This window comes from Celeribacter indicus (assembly GCF_000819565.1).
In the GTDB taxonomy this organism is placed as follows: Bacteria; Pseudomonadota; Alphaproteobacteria; order Rhodobacterales; family Rhodobacteraceae; genus Celeribacter; species Celeribacter indicus.
Genome location: NZ_CP004396.1, coordinates 41,774 through 59,758, shown reverse-complemented (window position 1 = coordinate 59,758; position 17,985 = coordinate 41,774). Strand labels below are relative to the sequence as shown.

Annotated in this window: 19 protein-coding genes; 14 read left to right on the top strand and 5 right to left on the bottom strand. The window is 62.2% G+C overall.

Annotated features, from left to right (window positions below):
• Positions 1-75: 75 nt before the first annotated feature.
• Positions 76-234 carry a hypothetical protein gene (locus P73_RS26230; RefSeq protein ID WP_169747690.1) on the bottom strand — a complete coding sequence of 53 codons (159 nt, stop codon included), beginning with the start codon at positions 232-234 and terminating at the stop codon, positions 76-78.
• A gap of 314 nt (positions 235-548) precedes the next feature.
• Between P73_RS26230 and P73_RS23735 the strand changes: the two genes are divergently transcribed.
• From P73_RS23735 to P73_RS23670, 14 genes are read left to right on the top strand one after another with little or no spacing between them, the layout of a single operon-like run.
• Positions 549-875 (top strand): hypothetical protein, encoded by a 327-nt coding sequence (locus P73_RS23735; protein WP_009574148.1) that lies wholly within the window; start codon positions 549-551, stop codon positions 873-875.
• Complete coding sequence (locus tag P73_RS23730; protein ID WP_043872336.1) at positions 832-1,515, top strand: lytic transglycosylase domain-containing protein; 684 nt, start codon at positions 832-834, stop codon at positions 1,513-1,515. Before P73_RS23735 ends, P73_RS23730 begins: the two co-directional genes overlap by 44 nt.
• On the top strand, positions 1,512-1,826 hold the full coding sequence (locus P73_RS23725) for a TrbC/VirB2 family protein (RefSeq protein WP_043872335.1): 315 nt from the start codon (positions 1,512-1,514) through the stop codon (positions 1,824-1,826). The genes P73_RS23730 and P73_RS23725 overlap by 4 nt, the downstream gene beginning before the upstream one ends.
• A 21-nt stretch (positions 1,827-1,847) precedes the next feature.
• A complete protein-coding gene (locus tag P73_RS23720) occupies positions 1,848-2,126 on the top strand; it encodes a VirB3 family type IV secretion system protein (RefSeq protein WP_009574151.1) in 279 nt (92 codons plus the stop codon).
• Positions 2,116-4,500, top strand: coding sequence for a VirB4 family type IV secretion/conjugal transfer ATPase (locus tag P73_RS23715; RefSeq protein ID WP_043872334.1), 2,385 nt, complete (start codon positions 2,116-2,118; stop codon positions 4,498-4,500). Before P73_RS23720 ends, P73_RS23715 begins: the two co-directional genes overlap by 11 nt.
• Positions 4,497-4,712 (top strand): hypothetical protein, encoded by a 216-nt coding sequence (locus P73_RS23710; protein ID WP_043872333.1) that lies wholly within the window; start codon positions 4,497-4,499, stop codon positions 4,710-4,712. The genes P73_RS23715 and P73_RS23710 overlap by 4 nt, the downstream gene beginning before the upstream one ends.
• 4 nt (positions 4,713-4,716) lie before the next feature.
• Entirely contained in the window at positions 4,717-5,883 is a 1,167-nt protein-coding gene (locus P73_RS23705) for a lytic transglycosylase domain-containing protein (RefSeq protein ID WP_043872332.1), read from the top strand.
• The gene (locus P73_RS23700; RefSeq protein WP_028095516.1) at positions 5,880-6,677 is read left to right on the top strand and encodes a type IV secretion system protein; all 798 of its coding nucleotides are present in this window, start codon (positions 5,880-5,882) and stop codon (positions 6,675-6,677) included. The genes P73_RS23705 and P73_RS23700 overlap by 4 nt, the downstream gene beginning before the upstream one ends.
• Positions 6,678-6,691: 14 nt before the next feature.
• Entirely contained in the window at positions 6,692-7,339 is a 648-nt protein-coding gene (locus tag P73_RS23695; RefSeq protein ID WP_043872331.1) for a VirB8 family type IV secretion system protein, read from the top strand.
• Positions 7,336-8,037: a TrbG/VirB9 family P-type conjugative transfer protein gene (locus tag P73_RS23690; protein ID WP_009574160.1), complete on the top strand. Its 702-nt coding sequence runs from the start codon at positions 7,336-7,338 to the stop codon at positions 8,035-8,037. The genes P73_RS23695 and P73_RS23690 overlap by 4 nt, the downstream gene beginning before the upstream one ends.
• Positions 8,034-9,359, top strand: coding sequence for a TraB/TrbI/VirB10 family type IV secretion system protein (locus tag P73_RS23685; RefSeq protein WP_043872330.1), 1,326 nt, complete (start codon positions 8,034-8,036; stop codon positions 9,357-9,359). Before P73_RS23690 ends, P73_RS23685 begins: the two co-directional genes overlap by 4 nt.
• Before the next feature lies 1 nt (position 9,360).
• Positions 9,361-10,395, top strand: a complete 1,035-nt coding sequence (locus P73_RS23680) for an ATPase, T2SS/T4P/T4SS family (protein ID WP_043872329.1) — start codon at positions 9,361-9,363, stop codon at positions 10,393-10,395.
• A 16-nt stretch (positions 10,396-10,411) separates the two neighbouring features.
• Positions 10,412-10,831: a hypothetical protein gene (locus P73_RS23675; RefSeq protein ID WP_009574168.1), complete on the top strand. Its 420-nt coding sequence runs from the start codon at positions 10,412-10,414 to the stop codon at positions 10,829-10,831.
• Positions 10,831-11,856 carry a TrbL/VirB6 family protein gene (locus P73_RS23670; RefSeq protein WP_009574169.1) on the top strand — a complete coding sequence of 342 codons (1,026 nt, stop codon included), beginning with the start codon at positions 10,831-10,833 and terminating at the stop codon, positions 11,854-11,856. Before P73_RS23675 ends, P73_RS23670 begins: the two co-directional genes overlap by 1 nt.
• Positions 11,857-11,976: 120 nt before the next feature.
• Here P73_RS23670 and P73_RS23665 read toward each other — a convergent pair whose 3' ends face one another.
• The 4 genes from P73_RS23665 to mobC all read right to left on the bottom strand — a co-directional run bounded on the left by P73_RS23665 (position 11,977) and on the right by mobC (position 17,880).
• Entirely contained in the window at positions 11,977-12,696 is a 720-nt protein-coding gene (locus P73_RS23665; RefSeq protein ID WP_009574170.1) for a HoxN/HupN/NixA family nickel/cobalt transporter, read from the bottom strand.
• 313 nt (positions 12,697-13,009) lie between these two features.
• A complete protein-coding gene (locus tag P73_RS23660; RefSeq protein ID WP_009574171.1) occupies positions 13,010-14,965 on the bottom strand; it encodes a type IV secretory system conjugative DNA transfer family protein in 1,956 nt (651 codons plus the stop codon).
• A complete protein-coding gene (locus tag P73_RS23655; protein WP_043872328.1) occupies positions 14,958-17,306 on the bottom strand; it encodes a relaxase/mobilization nuclease domain-containing protein in 2,349 nt (782 codons plus the stop codon). The genes P73_RS23660 and P73_RS23655 overlap by 8 nt, the downstream gene beginning before the upstream one ends.
• On the bottom strand, positions 17,293-17,880 hold the full coding sequence (gene mobC / locus P73_RS23650) for a plasmid mobilization relaxosome protein MobC (protein ID WP_043872327.1): 588 nt from the start codon (positions 17,878-17,880) through the stop codon (positions 17,293-17,295). The genes P73_RS23655 and mobC overlap by 14 nt, the downstream gene beginning before the upstream one ends.
• Positions 17,881-17,985: the final 105 nt, after the last annotated feature.

The following is a 17,985-nucleotide window of genomic DNA, read 5'->3' as shown; positions in this document are numbered from 1 at the left end:
ACATCATTGCGTTAGAGACTGACGGAGCGTTGGTCTAACGGTTGATTTCTACTGGCGGCACAAACCCGTAGTCGCTTACTCGAGAGCATTCAGGAACCTGGCGTAGTCATCACTGACCTCCCTCGCCTCAACAAAGGCGCGAGCGCGCTCGGCGTCGAGACAACGAAAGTAGTCCTGCACATCGGCAATGTAGGTCTCGAAATCGCTTCTGATCAGATCGGCGTAGGCACGCATGTCGTCTTGCGACTGAGGCAAGAACGGTCGTTCGGGAGGTACGCAATCTGCTGCCGCGGCTATCGGCATGCTTCCAAGCAGGAACGCGAACAGCAACGGTGCGTTGCGCGCAATAAACAGCCGCAGGGCAAAACTCCTTTGCCGCCTTTAAGATTATCATTCTGTCGGCTATCACCGTTATCGGAGCAAGGCGAACTTCGTCAACACGTTATTATTGTCTTGCTATCATTAATGTTGTTTTGTATCGCTCACGGTGTTGCGACCCCGTGGGCCTGATACTGCACCCAGGCAGAACAAGGACCCAAGGGAAGGCCATGATTGAAGAAGCCCCGAATGTGGTTACAGAAGACGGACTGCGCGGCTTGCTCGCCGAGGGCTACCTCATTGAGGTGGTCTGCAAGGAGAGAGCAGAGAAGCGCCATAACAGCTGGTACGGCTCGTGGGTCATCCGCGCCGTCGCCACTGATGAGCGTGACGATAAGATGCTCGTCACCAGCCGAAGCGTCCTCAAGCTCCGCGACTTCAAAACCATCGTTGGCCTTGTCAGTTTCCTGGCCGACATGGGCTGTACGACCGCTAGCATCCCACTTGAAGAAGGTGGCCGCGAGCGCCACGCCGCGCCTCCGGTCAAAGGCAGCTGACCGCGCGACTGCGCTCGTCGTTGCTTTGGGTACAGGCGTTTGTTCCGCGCCCCCGGCCCTGGCCGACGGTTTCATCTTTTCGGTTGGCCCAGACGGCCAATTGATTTCCTCTTCTCAAGAGGCAAACGGGCGCCTTTTTCTCTTCGCAGAACCTCGCGTTCCTGACGCAACGAGCGAGACAGCGATCCCGGCTCGATCCGCCGCCCGCGCCACCCCAGAAATCCTCCATGCGATCGAGACCACGGCTCTGCGGTATGCCGGGCATGGTGCGCTGCGTCGCGCAGGGCTTTCAGTCACTGATTGGGCGCTCCTTTACCGGGCCAATATCGAAGTCGAGAGCGCATACAATCCGGCTGCACGTAGCCCTGTCGGTGCCATAGGCCTTGGCCAGCTTATGCCGGATACCGCCCGCGACCTCGGCGTGGACCCACATGACATTGCGCAGAACCTCGACGGATCAGCCCGCTACTTGCTGATGATGCTCGACCAGTTCGGTGAGGGTTCTCTGGCCCTTGCCGCGTACAACGCTGGCCCTGAGGCGGTCACACGCCACGGCGGCATCCCCCCTTTTCGAGAAACCCAAGGGCATGTGGCCCGTGTGACTGCCGTGTTTGAGCGGCTCAGAGGAGATCTTTCATGACATCGAGGAAACGTCAAAGCGTGCTCCGCACGCGGGCGATCGTCGCGCTCGGCGCGACGGCCCTTATCGTGCTGGCGGGTCCAGCGCTTGCGCAAAGCATCGACCTCTCGCCGGTACAGACCCTGCTTCAAGGCATTGTCGATGCGATCACCGGTCCCTTGGGCATCGTGATTGGCACGCTCGCACTGATCGGTGTGTTTCTTTCCTGGCTCTTTGGCATCCTCGACTTTCGTCAGGCGCTTTGGGTCGTGGTTGCAATCGCGGGCATCGCCGCAGCACCCACCATCGTCGCCGCCATCTGGACCACCTGAGCAATCCCGGAGTTCTTGGCCATGGCTGACCAGTCCCGCGTGTTCATCGGCCTTCTCAGGCCACCCAAGCTGATGGGCTTGCCGATCATGTACGCCATGGTCTGGCTCTTCGGCTCGACGCTTCTGTTCCTCTGGGTGCAGAGCTGGGTGGTGGCTGTTTTCGCGGGGCTGGCCTGGCCGGCGCTCTGGAAGGCCGCGGACTGGGATCCGAACTTCCTCGATGTCCTGGTGATCACCCTGCAGGAAACCCCGCCCACGACGAACCGCAAGCTGCATGGAGGCGACAGCTATGCCCCGTGATGGAATTGCCGATGAGATTGAGAACGCCATCGATCCGCTGACCGCGCTACCCGCATGGGTCAAGGGCGAGAAGCGGCTCTCAATGATGCTGCCTTATGTGAGCCTCGTGAACGACCGAACGATCCGGACACGCGGCAACGAGCTGATGCAATGCATCCGGCTCGAGGGGGTGAACAGCACCACGAGCGAGGACGGGCATCTCGACCGGATCGGAGGGTTGCTGGCTGGCATCGTGGCGCAGGTCGGGACCGAGTTCTCATTCTACTTGCACAAGGTCTCGAAAGCGGTCGACGTGACCCTGCCGCCCGTTCCGGGCGAAGGGTTTGCGGCCGCCGTCGACAAACGATGGCACGCGCATCTCGGCCGCGCGAGTTTGCGCGACAAGACGCTGACTCTGACCGTGCTGAAGCGCCCCGAGGCGAGCAGCCGTCTGCCCTTCGGTCTGGGGGCGTCTCGCTCGCGACATGCGGCCGACACCACCCGCCGCTTGCGCAAGCTCGACGAGGTTGTGGGGTTTCTGCTGTCCTCCTTCGATGAGCTGAAGCCCCGCCCGCTGGCCGCAAGCACCGGCGAGCTTCTGGGCTTCCTCGGTTCACTCAACACGGGCGAGGAGTCCCCGCTTTTCCCCCGGTCGCGCCTCGGTGTGATCGCCGAGGACGTAGCCAATACGCGCGTCACCTTCCGCGGCACGACCATCGCACTCTCGGACGGTGCCGTCGGCGACAAGCTCGGGGCGATCTTTGCGGTGAAGAACTACCCGGCCAAGACCGATAGCCTGATGCTCGACGAGTTGAATCTGCCCGTCGACATGGTGGTCACGCACTCTTTTGTGCCGATCAACGCCAACATCATGGCGGGCCGGATCAAGCGGCAGCTGCGGCTAATGCAGGCCGCCAATGACGGAGCCGTCAGTCTCGCCCAGGAACTGGAACTCGCGCAGGACGATCTGGAATCCAAACGCCTGATCTTCGGCGAGCACCACATGACCGTGGCCGTCTATGCCCGCACCCAGACGGCGCTTGACGACATCGCGGCCGAAATCCGCAACATCTCCGCCACTTCCGGGATCAACCTGATCTCGGAAGCTTTCGGGGCGCGGGCGCATTTCATGGCGCAGCATCCCGGGAACACAGGGGCGCGCAGCCGCAAGGCCGCAATCACGAACCACAACTTCACCGATCTCGCCACCTTTCACCGCACCCCGCTCGGAAAGACAGGTCGGGAAGTCCCCTGGGGCGTGCCGATCACGCTCTTTCCGACACCCGAGCGCAGTGGTTTTCGCTTCAACTTCCACGAACAGGGCGCGCCGGATCGCGAGCCCACGGGAGGCCACACGCTGATCCTCGGCCGTCCCGGCTCCGGCAAATCCGTCCTGGCGGCTTTCCTGATGACCATGGCACGGCGGGCAGGTGCGCGGGTCTTCGTATTCGACTATCGCGCGGGCATGGAGATGGCCGTCCGCGCGCTCGGCGGCAGCTATTCGACCGTGCGGGCGGGGCGCCCCACGGGCCTCAATCCGCTCCAGACCGAGATCGACATGCGGGGCCAGGCATGGCTTGCTGATTGGCTCGCGAGCCTCTTGGAGCGGCGCGATCGACCGCTAACCCCGGTTCAGACCAACCGATTGCAGGAAGTCGTGCGCCAGAACGCGAGCGCAGGACATGCGGGCCTACGAAACTGGTCGGATTTCGCCTCGCTGCTGGTCTCGACCGATGACGAGGGCGATCTCTTCGAGCGTATGCAGGAATGGACGGCCGAGGGTCGCTACGGCTGGATCTTCGGGGCCAATGCCGAGGACAGTTTCAGCATCGATGGAGACGTCGCGGGCTTTGACCTCACCGGCATCCTCGATTCCGAGAGCGAGCGGGAACGCATGGCGGTCCTGTCCTACCTCTTCCGCCGGGTCGAGCGGGTGATCGAGGACCGCAAGCCCACCATCATCGTCATCGACGAGGCATGGAAAGCCCTCGACAACGCCTACTTTGCGGAGCGCCTCAGCAACTGGCTGGTGACCGCCCGCAAGCAGAACGCCGTCGTCGTGATGATGACGCAATATGCCAGCCAGCTCGAGCGCACGCGCACCGGCAAGACCATCGTGGAAGCGGTGCCGACGCAGGTGCTCTTGCCCAACATTCGTGCTTCCGCCGCTGACTACGCGATGCTCGGCCTGACCGAGAAAGAGCTCGACGTGCTTCTGGGCGTCGGCTCGGCCTCGCGGCTCGCGCTTGTACGCGACGACCGTGGTTCCGTCGTGATCGATGCCGATCTCAGCGCGCTCGGCCCGCTCGTGACCATCCTTGGCGGAATGGAGAAGGGCGAAGCGCTTGTCGGCGCCGATTATCGCGAACGTCCTGATTTCTGGAGAGTGACATGACCCGTACCATCATTCGCAGCGTAGTGCTGCTCGGGCTCGGCCTGACCCTGACAGCCTGTGCGCAGCATAACCCCCCGCAAGCCAACTGCTTCAATTTTCGCGAGGCTCCTGCGCAGGCAGGAACCGCCACCGCCACGATCTCGACCATGGGGGCGGAGGTCACGCGCCGCGACAGTCCTTGCGATTTCGTCCTCTTGGGGGCGGGCGGCTGAGCCAATGCGGACCTGGCTACCTCTCTCGATGATCGGCTTTGCACTGGCAGGTCCCACGGCAGGGCCAGCGGTCGCCCAAGGCGTGCCGACCTTCGATCTGCGCCTCTTCGCAGAGCGGCAGGCCATCCTTGAGCAGACCGATCGGGACCTGGCACTGCAGCAGGTCCGGCTAAGCCGCGAGGAGGAACTGGCCGAAATCGAGCGCCAGCAACTCGCCTCCCTCGAAGGGCTGATGGATGCCATGTCGCTTGGCGCTGGAGACGTGGCCGGAACCGTGGCGGGGCTCGAGGCGGGGCAGGGGGCGGTAGACGACGTCGAAAGCGCGGCCGCCAGTCTTTATGCGCCCGAGGACACCAATCCAGCGGCAGCGCGGATGTTCGGCGATGCCAGGGAGGGGATCGAGGAGCTGATCATCCGCGCAGCACGCGACACCCATAGTCTGTCCGGGGTCGGCCGCGCAGGTCTTTCGCTCGTGCAATGGCGCTGTCTCTTGCAGGCGCTGATTTGGCAGGAGAGCCGCTTCCAGATCGGGGCACGCTCACCCGTAGGGGCCTTCGGACTTACCCAGATCATGCCCGGTACCGCGGGCGATCTCGGGATCTACCCGGCCTATTACGACGATCCCTATCTGCAGGTCACCGGCGGTGCGCGATACCTCGCACAAATGCTGAACATGTTCGATGGCAACATTATCCATGCGCTCGCCGCCTATAACGCCGGTCCTGGCAATGTGCAGGATTATGGCGGTGTGCCGCCTTTCGCGGAAACCCAGCACTATGTCGTGGTGATCCCGCAGCAGTACAACAGCTACCTCGCGGCCGTGGGCGGCATCGATGCGCTCGGCACCATCGATCCTGTGCTCCTCGCCAACGCGAGTTTCAGCCTCTCGGCCCACGGCGCAGGGGTCTATGGCGACTATTCGCTGGTCTCGGTCCGTGCCGCCGCCCTGCGGGTTCAGGACATCATCACCCGCATTGGTGAGACCGAGGATCTCCACGAGGCCATCGCGCTCAACACCTATGCCCGGGCCGAACTGGCCCGGCTGGTCGCAATCCGGACCCGGATCAAGGCCGCCCGAACCGAGCCACTCAGCGCCGAGCAGATCGCCTTGGCGGCAGCGCAAGCTGCCGAGCGGCAATACATGGATTTTAGTCAGGAGGATTTGCGTTGAACCTGCGCCTGCCCCGTTCCCTTTTCGCCGGTAGCATCGCTCTCGCGCTTGCCCTCAATGTTACCGGACCTGTCGCGGCACAGGGTGTGCCCACGGTGGACACTCAGAACATTGCCCAGGAAATCCGCCAGCTTCAGCAGATGCTGCAGGATTTCGGGATCCAGACCGATCTTCTGGACAATGCGTTGGAGCAACTGGACATGCTGCAAAGCCAACTCGATCAGCTGAACGAGATGTATGCCTCGCTCACCGGGCCGCGCAGCATCCTCGGACTTGCCATGGGCGGGGACCTCGATACCTTGCTTGAGGCCAACTTCGAAGACATCCCCGGCCTGATCCGAGGCATCCAGGCGGGCGATTGGAGCGCGCTCATCGGGCCCAATGCCGGGCCCATGCGCACGCAGATGGAACAGGCGCTGGCAAGCGCCGGGTTCGACGAGGATTCACTCCGCGAGATCGCCACCAGCGGCAATCCGGGCGCCGAAGGCGTGGCCACGCGGGCCACCACAGGTGCTGTGATGTCGGCGGCGGCGCAGAACAGCCACGCAGAGGCGGAACAGTCTCTCGAACGGGTGGAACGTCTGGTCGAGATGATCCCCGACATGGAGGATCTCAAAGCCTCGATGGATCATAACACACGCGTCACGGCGGAACTCGCCATCGCCATGACCCGGATGTGGGAGCTGGAAGCGATCCAAACCCTAGGCGCAGGCAATGCAGGCGTGGTCGACGCCGCCACGGTTGCCGAAGAACGCCGCTACATGGACTTCACCTTGCCGGATCTTGAGCCATGAGTGGGGCAGGGGTGATGACTGCGCGCGAGCTCGTGGAAGAGGAACTTGTCTACGGTGCCCTGCGCCGGGAACAGCTTTGGCGGATGATCGGCATTTCCGGGGCAGGCTTTGGCGTATTCGGCTGTTTGACGGCTGCGGCTGTCGCGCTGATGGTCGAGACGCCGCCTCCCGTGGTTGTGCCCTACGATCCCGCGACCGGGATGGCGCTCCCCAATGCCACGGTTGAAACCGTGTCGCTCGCCGAACGGCCTGCCGTGATCGAAGCGCAAATCTACCGCTACATTTTCGACCGCGAAACCTACAACCAGCTCGACAACGATCTTCGTGTCCGCCGTGTCCTGGCACAGTCTTCCGGATCGGCCGAGGCCAGCATGCGCGCGATGTGGACATCGGGGCAGGACAGCTATCCGCCGACGCGTTACGGGGCTGCGGCCGAGATGGCCGTTGAGATCGCATCGATCACCCTTATTGGCGATAACCGCGCCCAGGTGCGGCTCAGAAAGCGCCTGACCAGCCCTCAGGGGGTACAGGATGGATCGTTCACTGCCACGTTGATGTTCGAATTCCGGCCCGAGCGGACCCGAGCGATCGACGATGTTTGGCAAAACCCTTTCGGTTTCACCGTTACCCAATATGCCATCCGATCGGACCGTTCCGAATGACTCGCACTCCAATCTCTGCGCTGCTGGCCGCCAGTATTCTCGCGTTCGCGGGAACGACTGCTTTGGCCGAAACTACGCCCCGTCCAGGTTCTCATGACAATCGCGTGCGCGTCGCGACCTGGACTGAAGGCCAGGTTTACCGTGTCGTCACGACTCTGACCCGCGTCACCACAGTCGAATTCGGTGAGGGTGAAACCATCCGCTCGATCATCGCCGGCGATACGGTCGGGTTTCAATTCGACGGTGTCCCGGGTGGCCGTGCCTTCGCCATCAAGCCGACAGCATCTGGCGTCGCCACCAACATCACCGTCTACACCAACCGCCGCTCCTACTACTTCCATGTCGTCGAAGCCCGGGAGACGCCGCATTATGTCGTGCAGTTCCGCTATCCTGAAAACCGCGTGCAACCCACCAGGGCGGTTGCGGCCGATGCGCCGAACGCGAACTATGCGGTCAGCGCCCGAGAAGAGTTCACGCCGACGGCCATCTGGGATGATGGTACCTTCACGTATTTCCGGTTTGCACGGAACGCGCCGGTGCCCGCCATCTTCCGATATTCGAACGGCAGGGAACGCGCGGTGAACAGCCAAGCCTTGAGTGACGGCGTCATCCGCGTGTCCGGCGTCAACCGGCAATGGGTCCTTCGCCTTGGCGAAGAGGTGATTTGCGTCCAGGACGCAGGACAGGCCACATCATGACCGAAGGTACGGAAGACCTCGCCGCGCGCCTCGCGGCTCTCGAAGGTTCGACAGGCAAAGCGAAGGCAAACAAGCGGCCTGCACCGCTTGCCGCGATCCTTGGAGTCGTCGGCATCGCCGCAGCAGGTGGTCTGGCGTGGGCTGCCCTACAGCCGTCGGCAGAAGCACCAATGGCGACCGCCGCGCCGGAGGAGTTCCAGAGCAGCGGCCCCGGATTCGGAGATCTGGCGCCGATTTCTACCCCGGAGCCCAGCCAAGCCCCGCCTGCGGACACAGGTCCGAGCGAGTCTGAACTCGCGCTGATGGAAAGTCTTGCGACATTGAGAGCGGAACTCGAGGACCTGCGCGCAAGACCGGCCGAGGCCGCGGATAGCGGGGCGGAGCAGGCTATTGCGGACCTGACGGCGCAAATTGCCACCTTACAGGAAGCATCCGCCGAGGCTCAGCGTGCCCTCGAGCGGCAGCTGACCGAGCGGGACCGCGAATTGGATCAGCTCCGCATGGACTTGGAACTTGCACGGCTTGCACCACCAGAGCCGACCTCATTGGGACCAAGTGAAGAAGAATTGCGGCTGGCCGAACTCGAAAGGCGGCGCGCTGCTGAAGCTGAGGCCCGCGCAGAGCGTATCGCGTCTCCTATGATCGCATTCTCCGGGATGGGCGCGGGTGCGGATAGGGAGAACACGCTGGAAGCCGCACGTTTGAATGCAGATGAAGCCTTTGTTCGTTCGGGCGCACAACCTGCGCAGGTGACACGTGCCGAAGTGATCGCGAACCCATCGAACACGGTTGTTCAGGGCACCATGATTCAGGCTGTCACAGAGACGGCTCTCGACAGCACACTGCCCGGCGCGATCCGCGCCATCGTCTCGGAAGACGTCCATTCGTTCGATGGAACCCGTATCCTGATCCCGCGCGGCGCGCGGCTGATCGGGCGCTACCGCTCCGATGTCGCACTCGCCCAATCGCGCGTCATGGTGGCATGGGACCGGATCATCTTGCCCGACAATCAGACTGTGCAGATCAGCGCCTTCGGTGGAGACGAACTCGGCCGTACTGGCACCACCGGGTTTGTCGACACCCGTTTCGCGCAACGCTTCGGCTCCGCCGCGCTGATCTCCTTGATCGGCGCTCTGCCTGCGGCTGCAGCGGGTCAAATCGACAGCGAGGCGGCGGCCGATGTTGCGAGTGATGTCGGCACCGACCTGCGCGATAGCACGCAAAGCGTGATGCAGGACTATCTGGCGATCCGGCCAGTGATACATGTCGACCAGGGTACACGGATCACGGTCATGGTTGATCGTGACCTCGAGATTTTCTGACATGGCTGCAAGTTATCTGGAAGCGTCGCTCGACCGTTTCGGCCCCGAGGTCCTGCGCGACGACACGATCGAGATCTGTATCAATCCCGACGGACAAGTCTGGGGCGAATTCCAGGGCGACCACTTCATGCGAGGTCTCGGCAGCCCGCTGAGCCAGACCGAGATCAAGGACCTCGGCAACCAGATCGCCTCCGCCGCCTCGACCACGCTCAGCACCAAGAAGCCTATCGTCTCGGTCTCGATCCTATATCGTGATCGCCCGATCCGCGCGCAGGTGATCCAGCCGCCGGCAGTCGAGGGCGGTTTCTCGATTTCTCTTAGGTTCTTCTCCTCCCTGCCGCTTGAGAAGGTCAAACTCGGATTCCTTTTCGGCAAGGAACGCAGCCTTGAGGGTCTGCGCCGGGAACGGAACGCCGCGCTTCGTGATGTGGTGAGGTCCGGCGACATCGACGCTGCGCTGCGGTTTTGCGTCGAGAACAAGCTCAACATGATCGTCTCGGGCGGTACATCTACCGGCAAGACGGTGGCGGCGCGCAAGATCCTTTCGCTGATCCCGCCCGAAGAGCGGATCATCACCATCGAGGAGGCGGCCGAGCTGCGCCCCGAGCAGCCCAATGCCGTGACGTTGATCGCGGACCGGGACACGGATGCCCGCAGTGCCGATGTGCTCTTGGCCTCAACGCTTCGCATGCGACCCGACCGGATTGTCCTAGGCGAAGTCCGCGGTCGCGAGGCGATGACGTTTCTCGAGGCAATCAACACCGGCCACGGTGGATCGCTGACCACGCTGCATGCCGAGACCCCACAACTTGCTGTTCGCCGCCTCGCCATCGCCGCCCTGAAAACCGATGTGCCGATGACCTATGCCGACATGCTCGATTATATCGAGGGCTCAATCGACGTGATCATTCAGGCAGGCCGCCATGAAGGCGCGCGCGGAATCACCGAGTTCTTTCTCCCGGGCCAAACCACTGATTTGAACCTCGACACGGTCGACGGCAGAGGCAACAAGAGCCCCTCCGTTGCCGCTGAGTAAAAAAGGAACCCCCCAGATGCGAAAACCAATCCTCGCAGTCATGCTTGCCGCCCTTGCGGGCCCACTTGTGGCACAGACTTCGCCTCCGATCTCAAACGATCTCACGGTCGATATGTCGCCTCAACAATACCGGATCTGCAACGATCGTCCGGCGCGCCCGACCTGGATGGACGAAATCAATCCGCGGGAAGCCTACAAGGCAGCAGCTTTGATGGAATTGTACGAAATTCGGGCCTGGGAGGAGATCGCTGAATCTGGCGACTGCGGCTGTGAAACCCGCTTTCCCGCTTGGGGTAGCTCCGATGGCGAGTATCATGAAAGGTATGCAGGCCTTAGCCAAGCCGAGCATTCAGCGTTTCGCCGCGACTGGATTGAAGTAAGGAAGCAACTCGAGCCGAGCGTGCGTACAATCTGCGAAGCTCAAGGCAACTGGTAATGGGCGTCGTCAGCTGGATGGTCGGAACGGCAGACGCGTTCCTTGTCGATGCGGCTGAGTCCCAGTTCGGGGCCGTGGCAAGCAATACCGGCACGATCGTCCTGCTGATGGTCACGCTTTCGCTAATCGGCGTCTGCATCAACATGGCATTCCAGTTCCGCAGCATGGATGGGGCCAGCTTCTTCTGGTACCTGATCAAGCTGATGCTGATAGGGCTCTTCGCCTTCAACTGGGCAAACTTCAATGCAGTAGCGAACGCCGTCATTGGAGGCTTGGACTACGTCGCTGGCGCACTAGTGTCTTCGGTTGGCGGCGGAGGAGCCGGAGCCACACACTTTGCCGGCGAATTCGACATCCTGATCGAAAAATTCAGCCAGTACCTGAATGCCATCGGCAGCAATTTGAACTGGATGACGGGCGCGATCCTAGGCGGCATCGGGCTTATTCTTTTGAGCCTCCTTGGCTTCATGACCGGCATCGTCCTCATATTCGCCAAGATGATGCTGACCCTCATGCTCGGCCTTGCTCCGATCATGATCGCTCTGTCGCTCTTCGACGCGACCAAGGATTTCTTCCATAGGTGGGTCTCGACGACGGTCAGCTATGCCTTCTACCCCATCGTCATCGCAGCAATGTTTTCGACCGTCGTCGGCATGGCGAATTCGCTTCTCGCGCAGCTCGGTGATCCAAACTCGGCAACCAACATCGGATCGCTCGTGCCGTTCTTCGTCATGGTGTTCCTAGCCAAGGGCTTCGTCGCTGCAACGCCCCTGATTGTGCGGGGGATCTCTGGGAACCTGATGGTAGCCGCAGCGCCCGCTGTGGTCGCTGGATCGACCGGGATCATGCGGGGGATCTTCAATACCGACGGCGTGAAGGGCCGGGCGCGGATCGGTGCGCTCACGACAAGCGAAGTAATCGGACGAGGCGCGGTGCAGACGCCTGCCGCTGTGCGGAGCGCCGCGGCAACGACAAGCGCGCAGGTGGTCAGAATGGCGGAACGGGCAAAACGTTTGCGAGAGTAGAAAGGAGAAAGCAGCCTTTCGCCGCACTGTGCATGAACTCACACAATGCGGGACTTTCCGCACCTTCTGCTGTTCGACCGAATCAAGCGTGCAGGCCGTGAGGCGTTGACGAGTACGCTTTCAGCCTCCGAAGATATTAAGCGCTGTTCCGTTCTCAACGATGATGGTTGCGCCGATCCATAGCGCTGCTATCCCGATTGCTCCAGAGGTCCCAATTCGAAGCCAATTCGCCCCGCGCTGAGCTAGCAGCAACGGAAAGCTGACCACCGTGGACAACGCCGCCATTCCGGCCATCGAACCCAGTCCAAACACGGCGAAATACGCCAAAGCTTGGCTAATGTTCTGTGTCGCGCTGATTGCTAGCACCAAGAGCGCTCCTGAGCCTGCGGCGCCGTGAACCAGCCCGATACCAAGGGCCTTGGCGTTGGTCCTGTGGTGGCTGTGGTTGTGCCACACCTCGCCGTGAGGCAGCGTCTCTCCCTTGTGCGAATGGGCGTGCATGTGCTGGGAGCCGTCATGTTCGTGCATGTGGATGTGTACGCGGTCTCGGTGCAACCGCCAAAGTGTCTGCGTGCCGAGCGCCACGATCATCACGCCAACCGCAAATTCAAGTCCTGCTTGCATTTGGCCCGAAATTGTAAGGCCCAGCAGCACTACAGCAGCGCAGAAACCGAATAACGCGAGTGTATGTCCCAGCCCCCAGAATGCCCCACGGGCAATCAGCGCTCGGCGGCTGCCCTTCTGAGCCAGCATGTTGGATACGGCGGTCAAGTGATCGGTCTCAAGCGCGTGCCCCATGCCGATGACGAAGGCGAGCAATAGGATCGCGGAGTAACTCATGCCTTAGACCTCATGTATTGAGCCCGGGACGCATCACCGGAATAGGCGCCGTCCCACCATTCCTGCAGGACCAACAGCGCCCTTCTAAACCACCGCTTCGAACTTCCCATGCGGCCCCCTTCCCGATCGCAGTTGTCGACGATGCGCGCAACCCGTCACGCCAGACCGCATCCCGTGTCTGGCATGACGGCCATACGTGCCTTCTGCTACCAATGGCCGGAACGCGGTCAAGACCGCATGTGCAGCTGTCGTCCGCAAAGGGCTCTTCAGTTACATTCGCCGCGAGGAGAATGAACGTCAACTCCTGCGAAACTCATCCGTGCTCCGCGATGATAGCTCTCGTTGTCTGAACTGCCGAAGCAAGCGTTGTCCGGTCTGTGTTCGTGATACCTAGGCCCTCAACATCAAGCGACAGCTGGCCCTGGCCACCGCCGCTTGCAGCGACACGAGCCGCGCGGCCGCGGGCCTTCGCTGCGCTGACAGGGTCGGTTTTCGATACGTTGGGCGCATTCGGGCCGACGTCCCGCGGTCCCGCAGCCGCCCGCACCTCCTGCAGTTCTTGCTTCAGCCTAGCCACCGTCTCGCGGGTCTCGGACATCTGCCGATCCCGCCTCAGTTTGTCCTCGTCTGGATATGGGAAGCTTCCCGATTGACCGGCGTGCAGAATCTGCAATGCCGGATCCTCAAAATACTTCACCCTTCTCCCGCGGATGGGCATCTGCGCGTCGATCACGAGAATGACCTCGTCGAGGTCCATGCGTCGGGCCTCATCCTCGGTCAGGAGCGGGGTATCTTCTGTCCTCTCCGAGACGCTGCGCCCTTCGAATGGATTGCGTCCAACAGCACGGGAGCGGGTCACCACACGCTTGGTGGTCTTGCCGACAGCCTGGCTCAATTCCTCGATGGTCTTCTGCTCGGATGGGGTGAGGTAGAGCTTTACCCCGGCGCCGCCCTGCAGCGACCTGCGGGTGTTTTCACCATAGATCTCGTCCAGCGCCGGGATCGTCTGGGTCACGATGGCGAGGTTGCCGCCGAAGGAGCGCAGCGTCTTTATGCTTTCGGCGACGATTGGCATTTTCCCGAGCCGGTCAAACTCGTCGAGCATGATCATCACCGGCCAGGGCTCGTCATCGCCGGGTTCCTGTGCTTGCAGCGAGGCGATCAGGTCCGAGAAGAAGAGGCGGATCAGCGGGGCAAGCGGGCGGATCATCTCGGATTCGACCGCAAGATAGATCGCATGTGGGCGGCGGCGGATATCCCGGAAGGAAAAGTCAGAGGTCGCGGTGGCCGCGTCGATCGCGCGGTTGTCCCAGGTGTCGAGACCCGATGTCATGAGAAGCGAGAGGTAGGAGGTGAGGGTGTCGTTGTTGGTCGAGGCCATACGCTCGAAGATCAGTTTGGCCGAGGTGTTCTTCACCTCCTGCGAACGCTTCAGATATTCCTTCTGCTTGTCGCCCCCCGAGGCGGTGATGCGGTAGATCTCGCCGATGGTCGGCACGCCGCGCTCGAAAGCCAGAAGACCGGCCGCCACGAACAAGTCGATACCGCCTGCGAGAAGGCCGCTCAGCTTTTCGTTGTCGGTCTGCAGGAAGAGCTTCGCGGTGAGTTTAAGCTCCATCTGCTGCCGGTCGGGGTTGGTCATGGCAGCAATGCGCGCCAGCGGATTATAGCGATGTGTTGGTCGGTCCCAGTCGGTCGGCGCGAAGCGGAAAACCTTGTCCCCCATGCTGGCGCGGAAGCGCGAGGTCTCGCGGAAGTTCTCGCCTTTCACGTCGAGCACCACGGCGGAGCCCTTGTAGGTCAGCAGGTTCGGGATCACGAACCCCACGCCCTTGCCCCGGCCCGTGGGCGCCACGATCAGCGCGTGGGGGAAGGTTTTTGAGACTAGGAACGGGCGCTTGGATTTCGGGGAGCCGAGCTTGCCCAGAAGGAAGCCGCCGCCGGGCTTGGCAAAGAAACCGTTCCTCTTCATCTCGCTGCGAGTCTGCCAATGCGTCGTCCCGAAGCGGGTCAATGCATCCCCCAGAAGCGTGACGCTCAGCATCAGCGATGCCAGACCGAAGCCGCCAAGTATGAGGTTCACCCAGAGGAAGTCTTTTGGTGCGGACTGAGACAGACCCCGATATTCGCGGGCAAGCAGGGTGACGTCGAAACGCGTGGGAGAAAGCCCATAGCGGAACATGACAAAGCCGGTCGCCACGACATAGCCCATGGCGAGACCGACCAGCACGAGGCTCAACACTCCTAGGGCAATCTTGCCTTTATCCATGGGTGATCCCCTTCTCACCATGTGCCGCGGCGTGGCGTGCGCGCTGCGCCTCTATCTGTTCTTCCGCCAATGCATCGAGAACGCGCTCCATGGCCGGGCCATGCGCAGTGACCTCGCTGCTCTGGAGATAGGTTCTAGCGAGTTCCAGCTGGCGGAGCGGATCCTCAGTGAACTTATCGAGGACTTCTGCGTTTCCGGCCCGCAGCGCGTCGATTGCGTCGGGGCTTAGCCGTTCGTTGACCTGCCGGACGATGTCATGTCGCTCTGCCTCGGAGAGCGGGCCCTCGACGTCTGCGTTTCGCACAAAGGCCATGACGGTTGGCGCTGTCTCTTCCAGATACCGGCGCTCGGCGTAGTCTTGTCGCGCCTGGTCCTCGATCTCGAAACTGCGCTCGCTGATATAGGCACGCGACGCGCCGAGCGAACGAAGGTGGTTGATTTCGTCCTGGACGGCCTGCCCGAACTCGTCATCCGGCATCTCCGTGCGATAGCGGGCGAGGGTGCGGAGCTCTTCGGTAATCGGACCGAAATGATCCGAAGGATCCCGCAAGGCGAGGTCCATGTCGCCAGCATGCAGCGTGCGGTCCTGCTCCGATACCGCATATTGCGGCGGCATTCGACTGTCAGTCATCTGTTCCCAAGCCATCGAGGCCAATTCGGCATGCTGCGGAGATCTCTGCGCATAGGCGCCGAACGCGACGCGGGCCTCTTCAACCTCCACGGCGCCGGCCCGCCTTACAGACGGGTCGTCGGAGAACGGATGATCGAAATCCGTCCGGCGGAACTGCGCCACCAGCGCCCTGAACGCCTGCCGCTCCGATGGGGCAAAAATGTCGGGCCCGTCCTTCACGAGATCACCCCCTGGTGCCGCCAACCGCTCACCGAGCACTTCCTCAGCGTCATCCACCTCGTCGACGTCGGTTGGCGCACGCAGGACGCGTACATCGGTCAGAACATCGCCCAACCGAACATGCGTGGCTTCCAGCCGGTCGAGCGCTTCTTCCCGGTCCGCAGATTTCTCCAGATCGAGGTCGCTTGCTTTGGCAATCGCCTGAAGATCCTGTGCCAGCCACTGGCGTTCCAATGCGGCATTGCCTGCCCCCTCCCGCAGGCGCGCGGCCACAGCCTCGGCATCGATGCCTGTGCCTTGCAACGCCTCGGCCAGTTTTGGTGCCACCTCGCCATCGTCAAGACGCGCGAGATGATCTTCACTTAAGTTCGGCCTTGCATAGATGCCGTCCCGGGACGGGGCATCGACCAGGGCGGCGGAGCGATCCCCGAGCGGGTTCAAATGCGCGACCGAGGCGAGAACATCGGTCAGCTTGCGCTCGATCACCGGCCTCTCGGCCGCCGGCGCCCTGTCGATCGCCGCCTCGATCTGGCGAATGTTCTGAGAAAACTCGGTGATCAGCGTGTCGAACGCTGCTTCGTCTTGGGACATGTAGATGGCTCCGTCAGATTGAATCTGACCGCCACTGGCAAGGATGGTGCTGGCCCGCTCGAGCGCTTCGGCCACGTCTTCGAAATTCGAGCGTGACGCCTCCGCCGCGAGCCCGCGGTAGATCAACGCGTTGTGCCTGACGGTTTCCAGAGCGGCCGCCAGGTCAGCACCGGTTCTCTGGCGCTCGACTGGGGGACGACCTTCGTCGCGAGCCTTGTAGATTTCATCGATCTCGGCGCGATAGGTCGTGACGCCGCGATCCAGACGGCGCGTCGCCTCAAGGCGGATCCCATGAACTTGGGCCGCCTCGACCATCGCCTCGCGAAAGGCGTCGTAGTTGAAGTGATGATCCTTCCCGAGAAAGAACATTTCGCCATCCTTGCTGCGGCGGTTCAGAACGATATGCGCATGTGGATGCGCGCGATCTTGGTGTATTGCAGCAATATAGTCGAATTGCGACCCCTCACCTTGAAAGAACTTCTCGCAGACCGCCTGGGTGATATCGCGCACCTCTTCACCCCTGGTCCCAACCGGGAATGCCATCAGCAGATGCGACGTATGGCCAAGCTTGGGGCTGTAGCGCTCGTTCCACTGGTTCTCGAACCGCCGCGCCACGCGGTTGATCTCAGCTTCCGAGAGCTGCTTCTTCCCGTCATGGGTGCCGCGGCTGTCGAGGATATGGGTCGACTTCGTCGTGAGATATGTGAGCTGCGCCCGTAACTGCACCCCGGTGTGGCAGCCCCCTTTCGAGATAGCCTTGAAGATCGCTGGCGAATAGCCGCGCGCGGCCCGAACCATCTGCGCGCCCTTGGAAAGCCCCTGCCAGGATCCCGAAACCCGGCTCCAGCCGCGGTCAAATAGCGCCGGGTCGATGCCACGGACCCGGTCACTCCGCGCCATTCTCATTCCTCTCGGCGAGGCCCGCCAGGGCAGAGCTGATCTCAAGGTCCAGCACGCTGCGCCGCGCACGCGACATCTCCTGGACCTGGTCGGCCAGATCGAAGACCAGACCTGCAAGGGCGCGGACGTCACGGTGACTTGAGGCCGGGTAGGACAGTCTCTCGCCCCGCACCTTGGCCTCGTTCAGACGCCGCGCGATCTGGTTCACATTGTTGCCGACCCGGTTGAGCGCGGCGCCGAGGTTGCGCAACTCGTCACACATCTCGTCGTCGGGCAGGAAGACACCTTCGGCCGCCAGCATCAGTCGGCGCATGGCATCCGAGCGGTGCGTAATCCCGCGCCGCGACAGCGCCGCGTCGAACCGGCGCAGGTCGTCGTCCGAGACCCGGATCCCCACAACCCGCGATCGGCTGCCGTTCGCTGTCTGACGCTCATCCCGGTGGTTCACCACGTTGTAGATCGTCTTCAGGCTGACATCGTAGCGCGCGGCCAATGACGCCGCGGAGACGCCGTTCCGGCGCTCCTGGGCGATGGTCGATCGTTCGATCTCTGACAGTCTGCGACGGCGGGGCATTTTGAAGTTAACATTCCTATTTCTTGCCAACTTCGTACAAGCCCGCCGACTCCCAACGCAAGTGGAGTCGGCCATAAGGGCTTGTACTCAATGTAGAAAATCGCC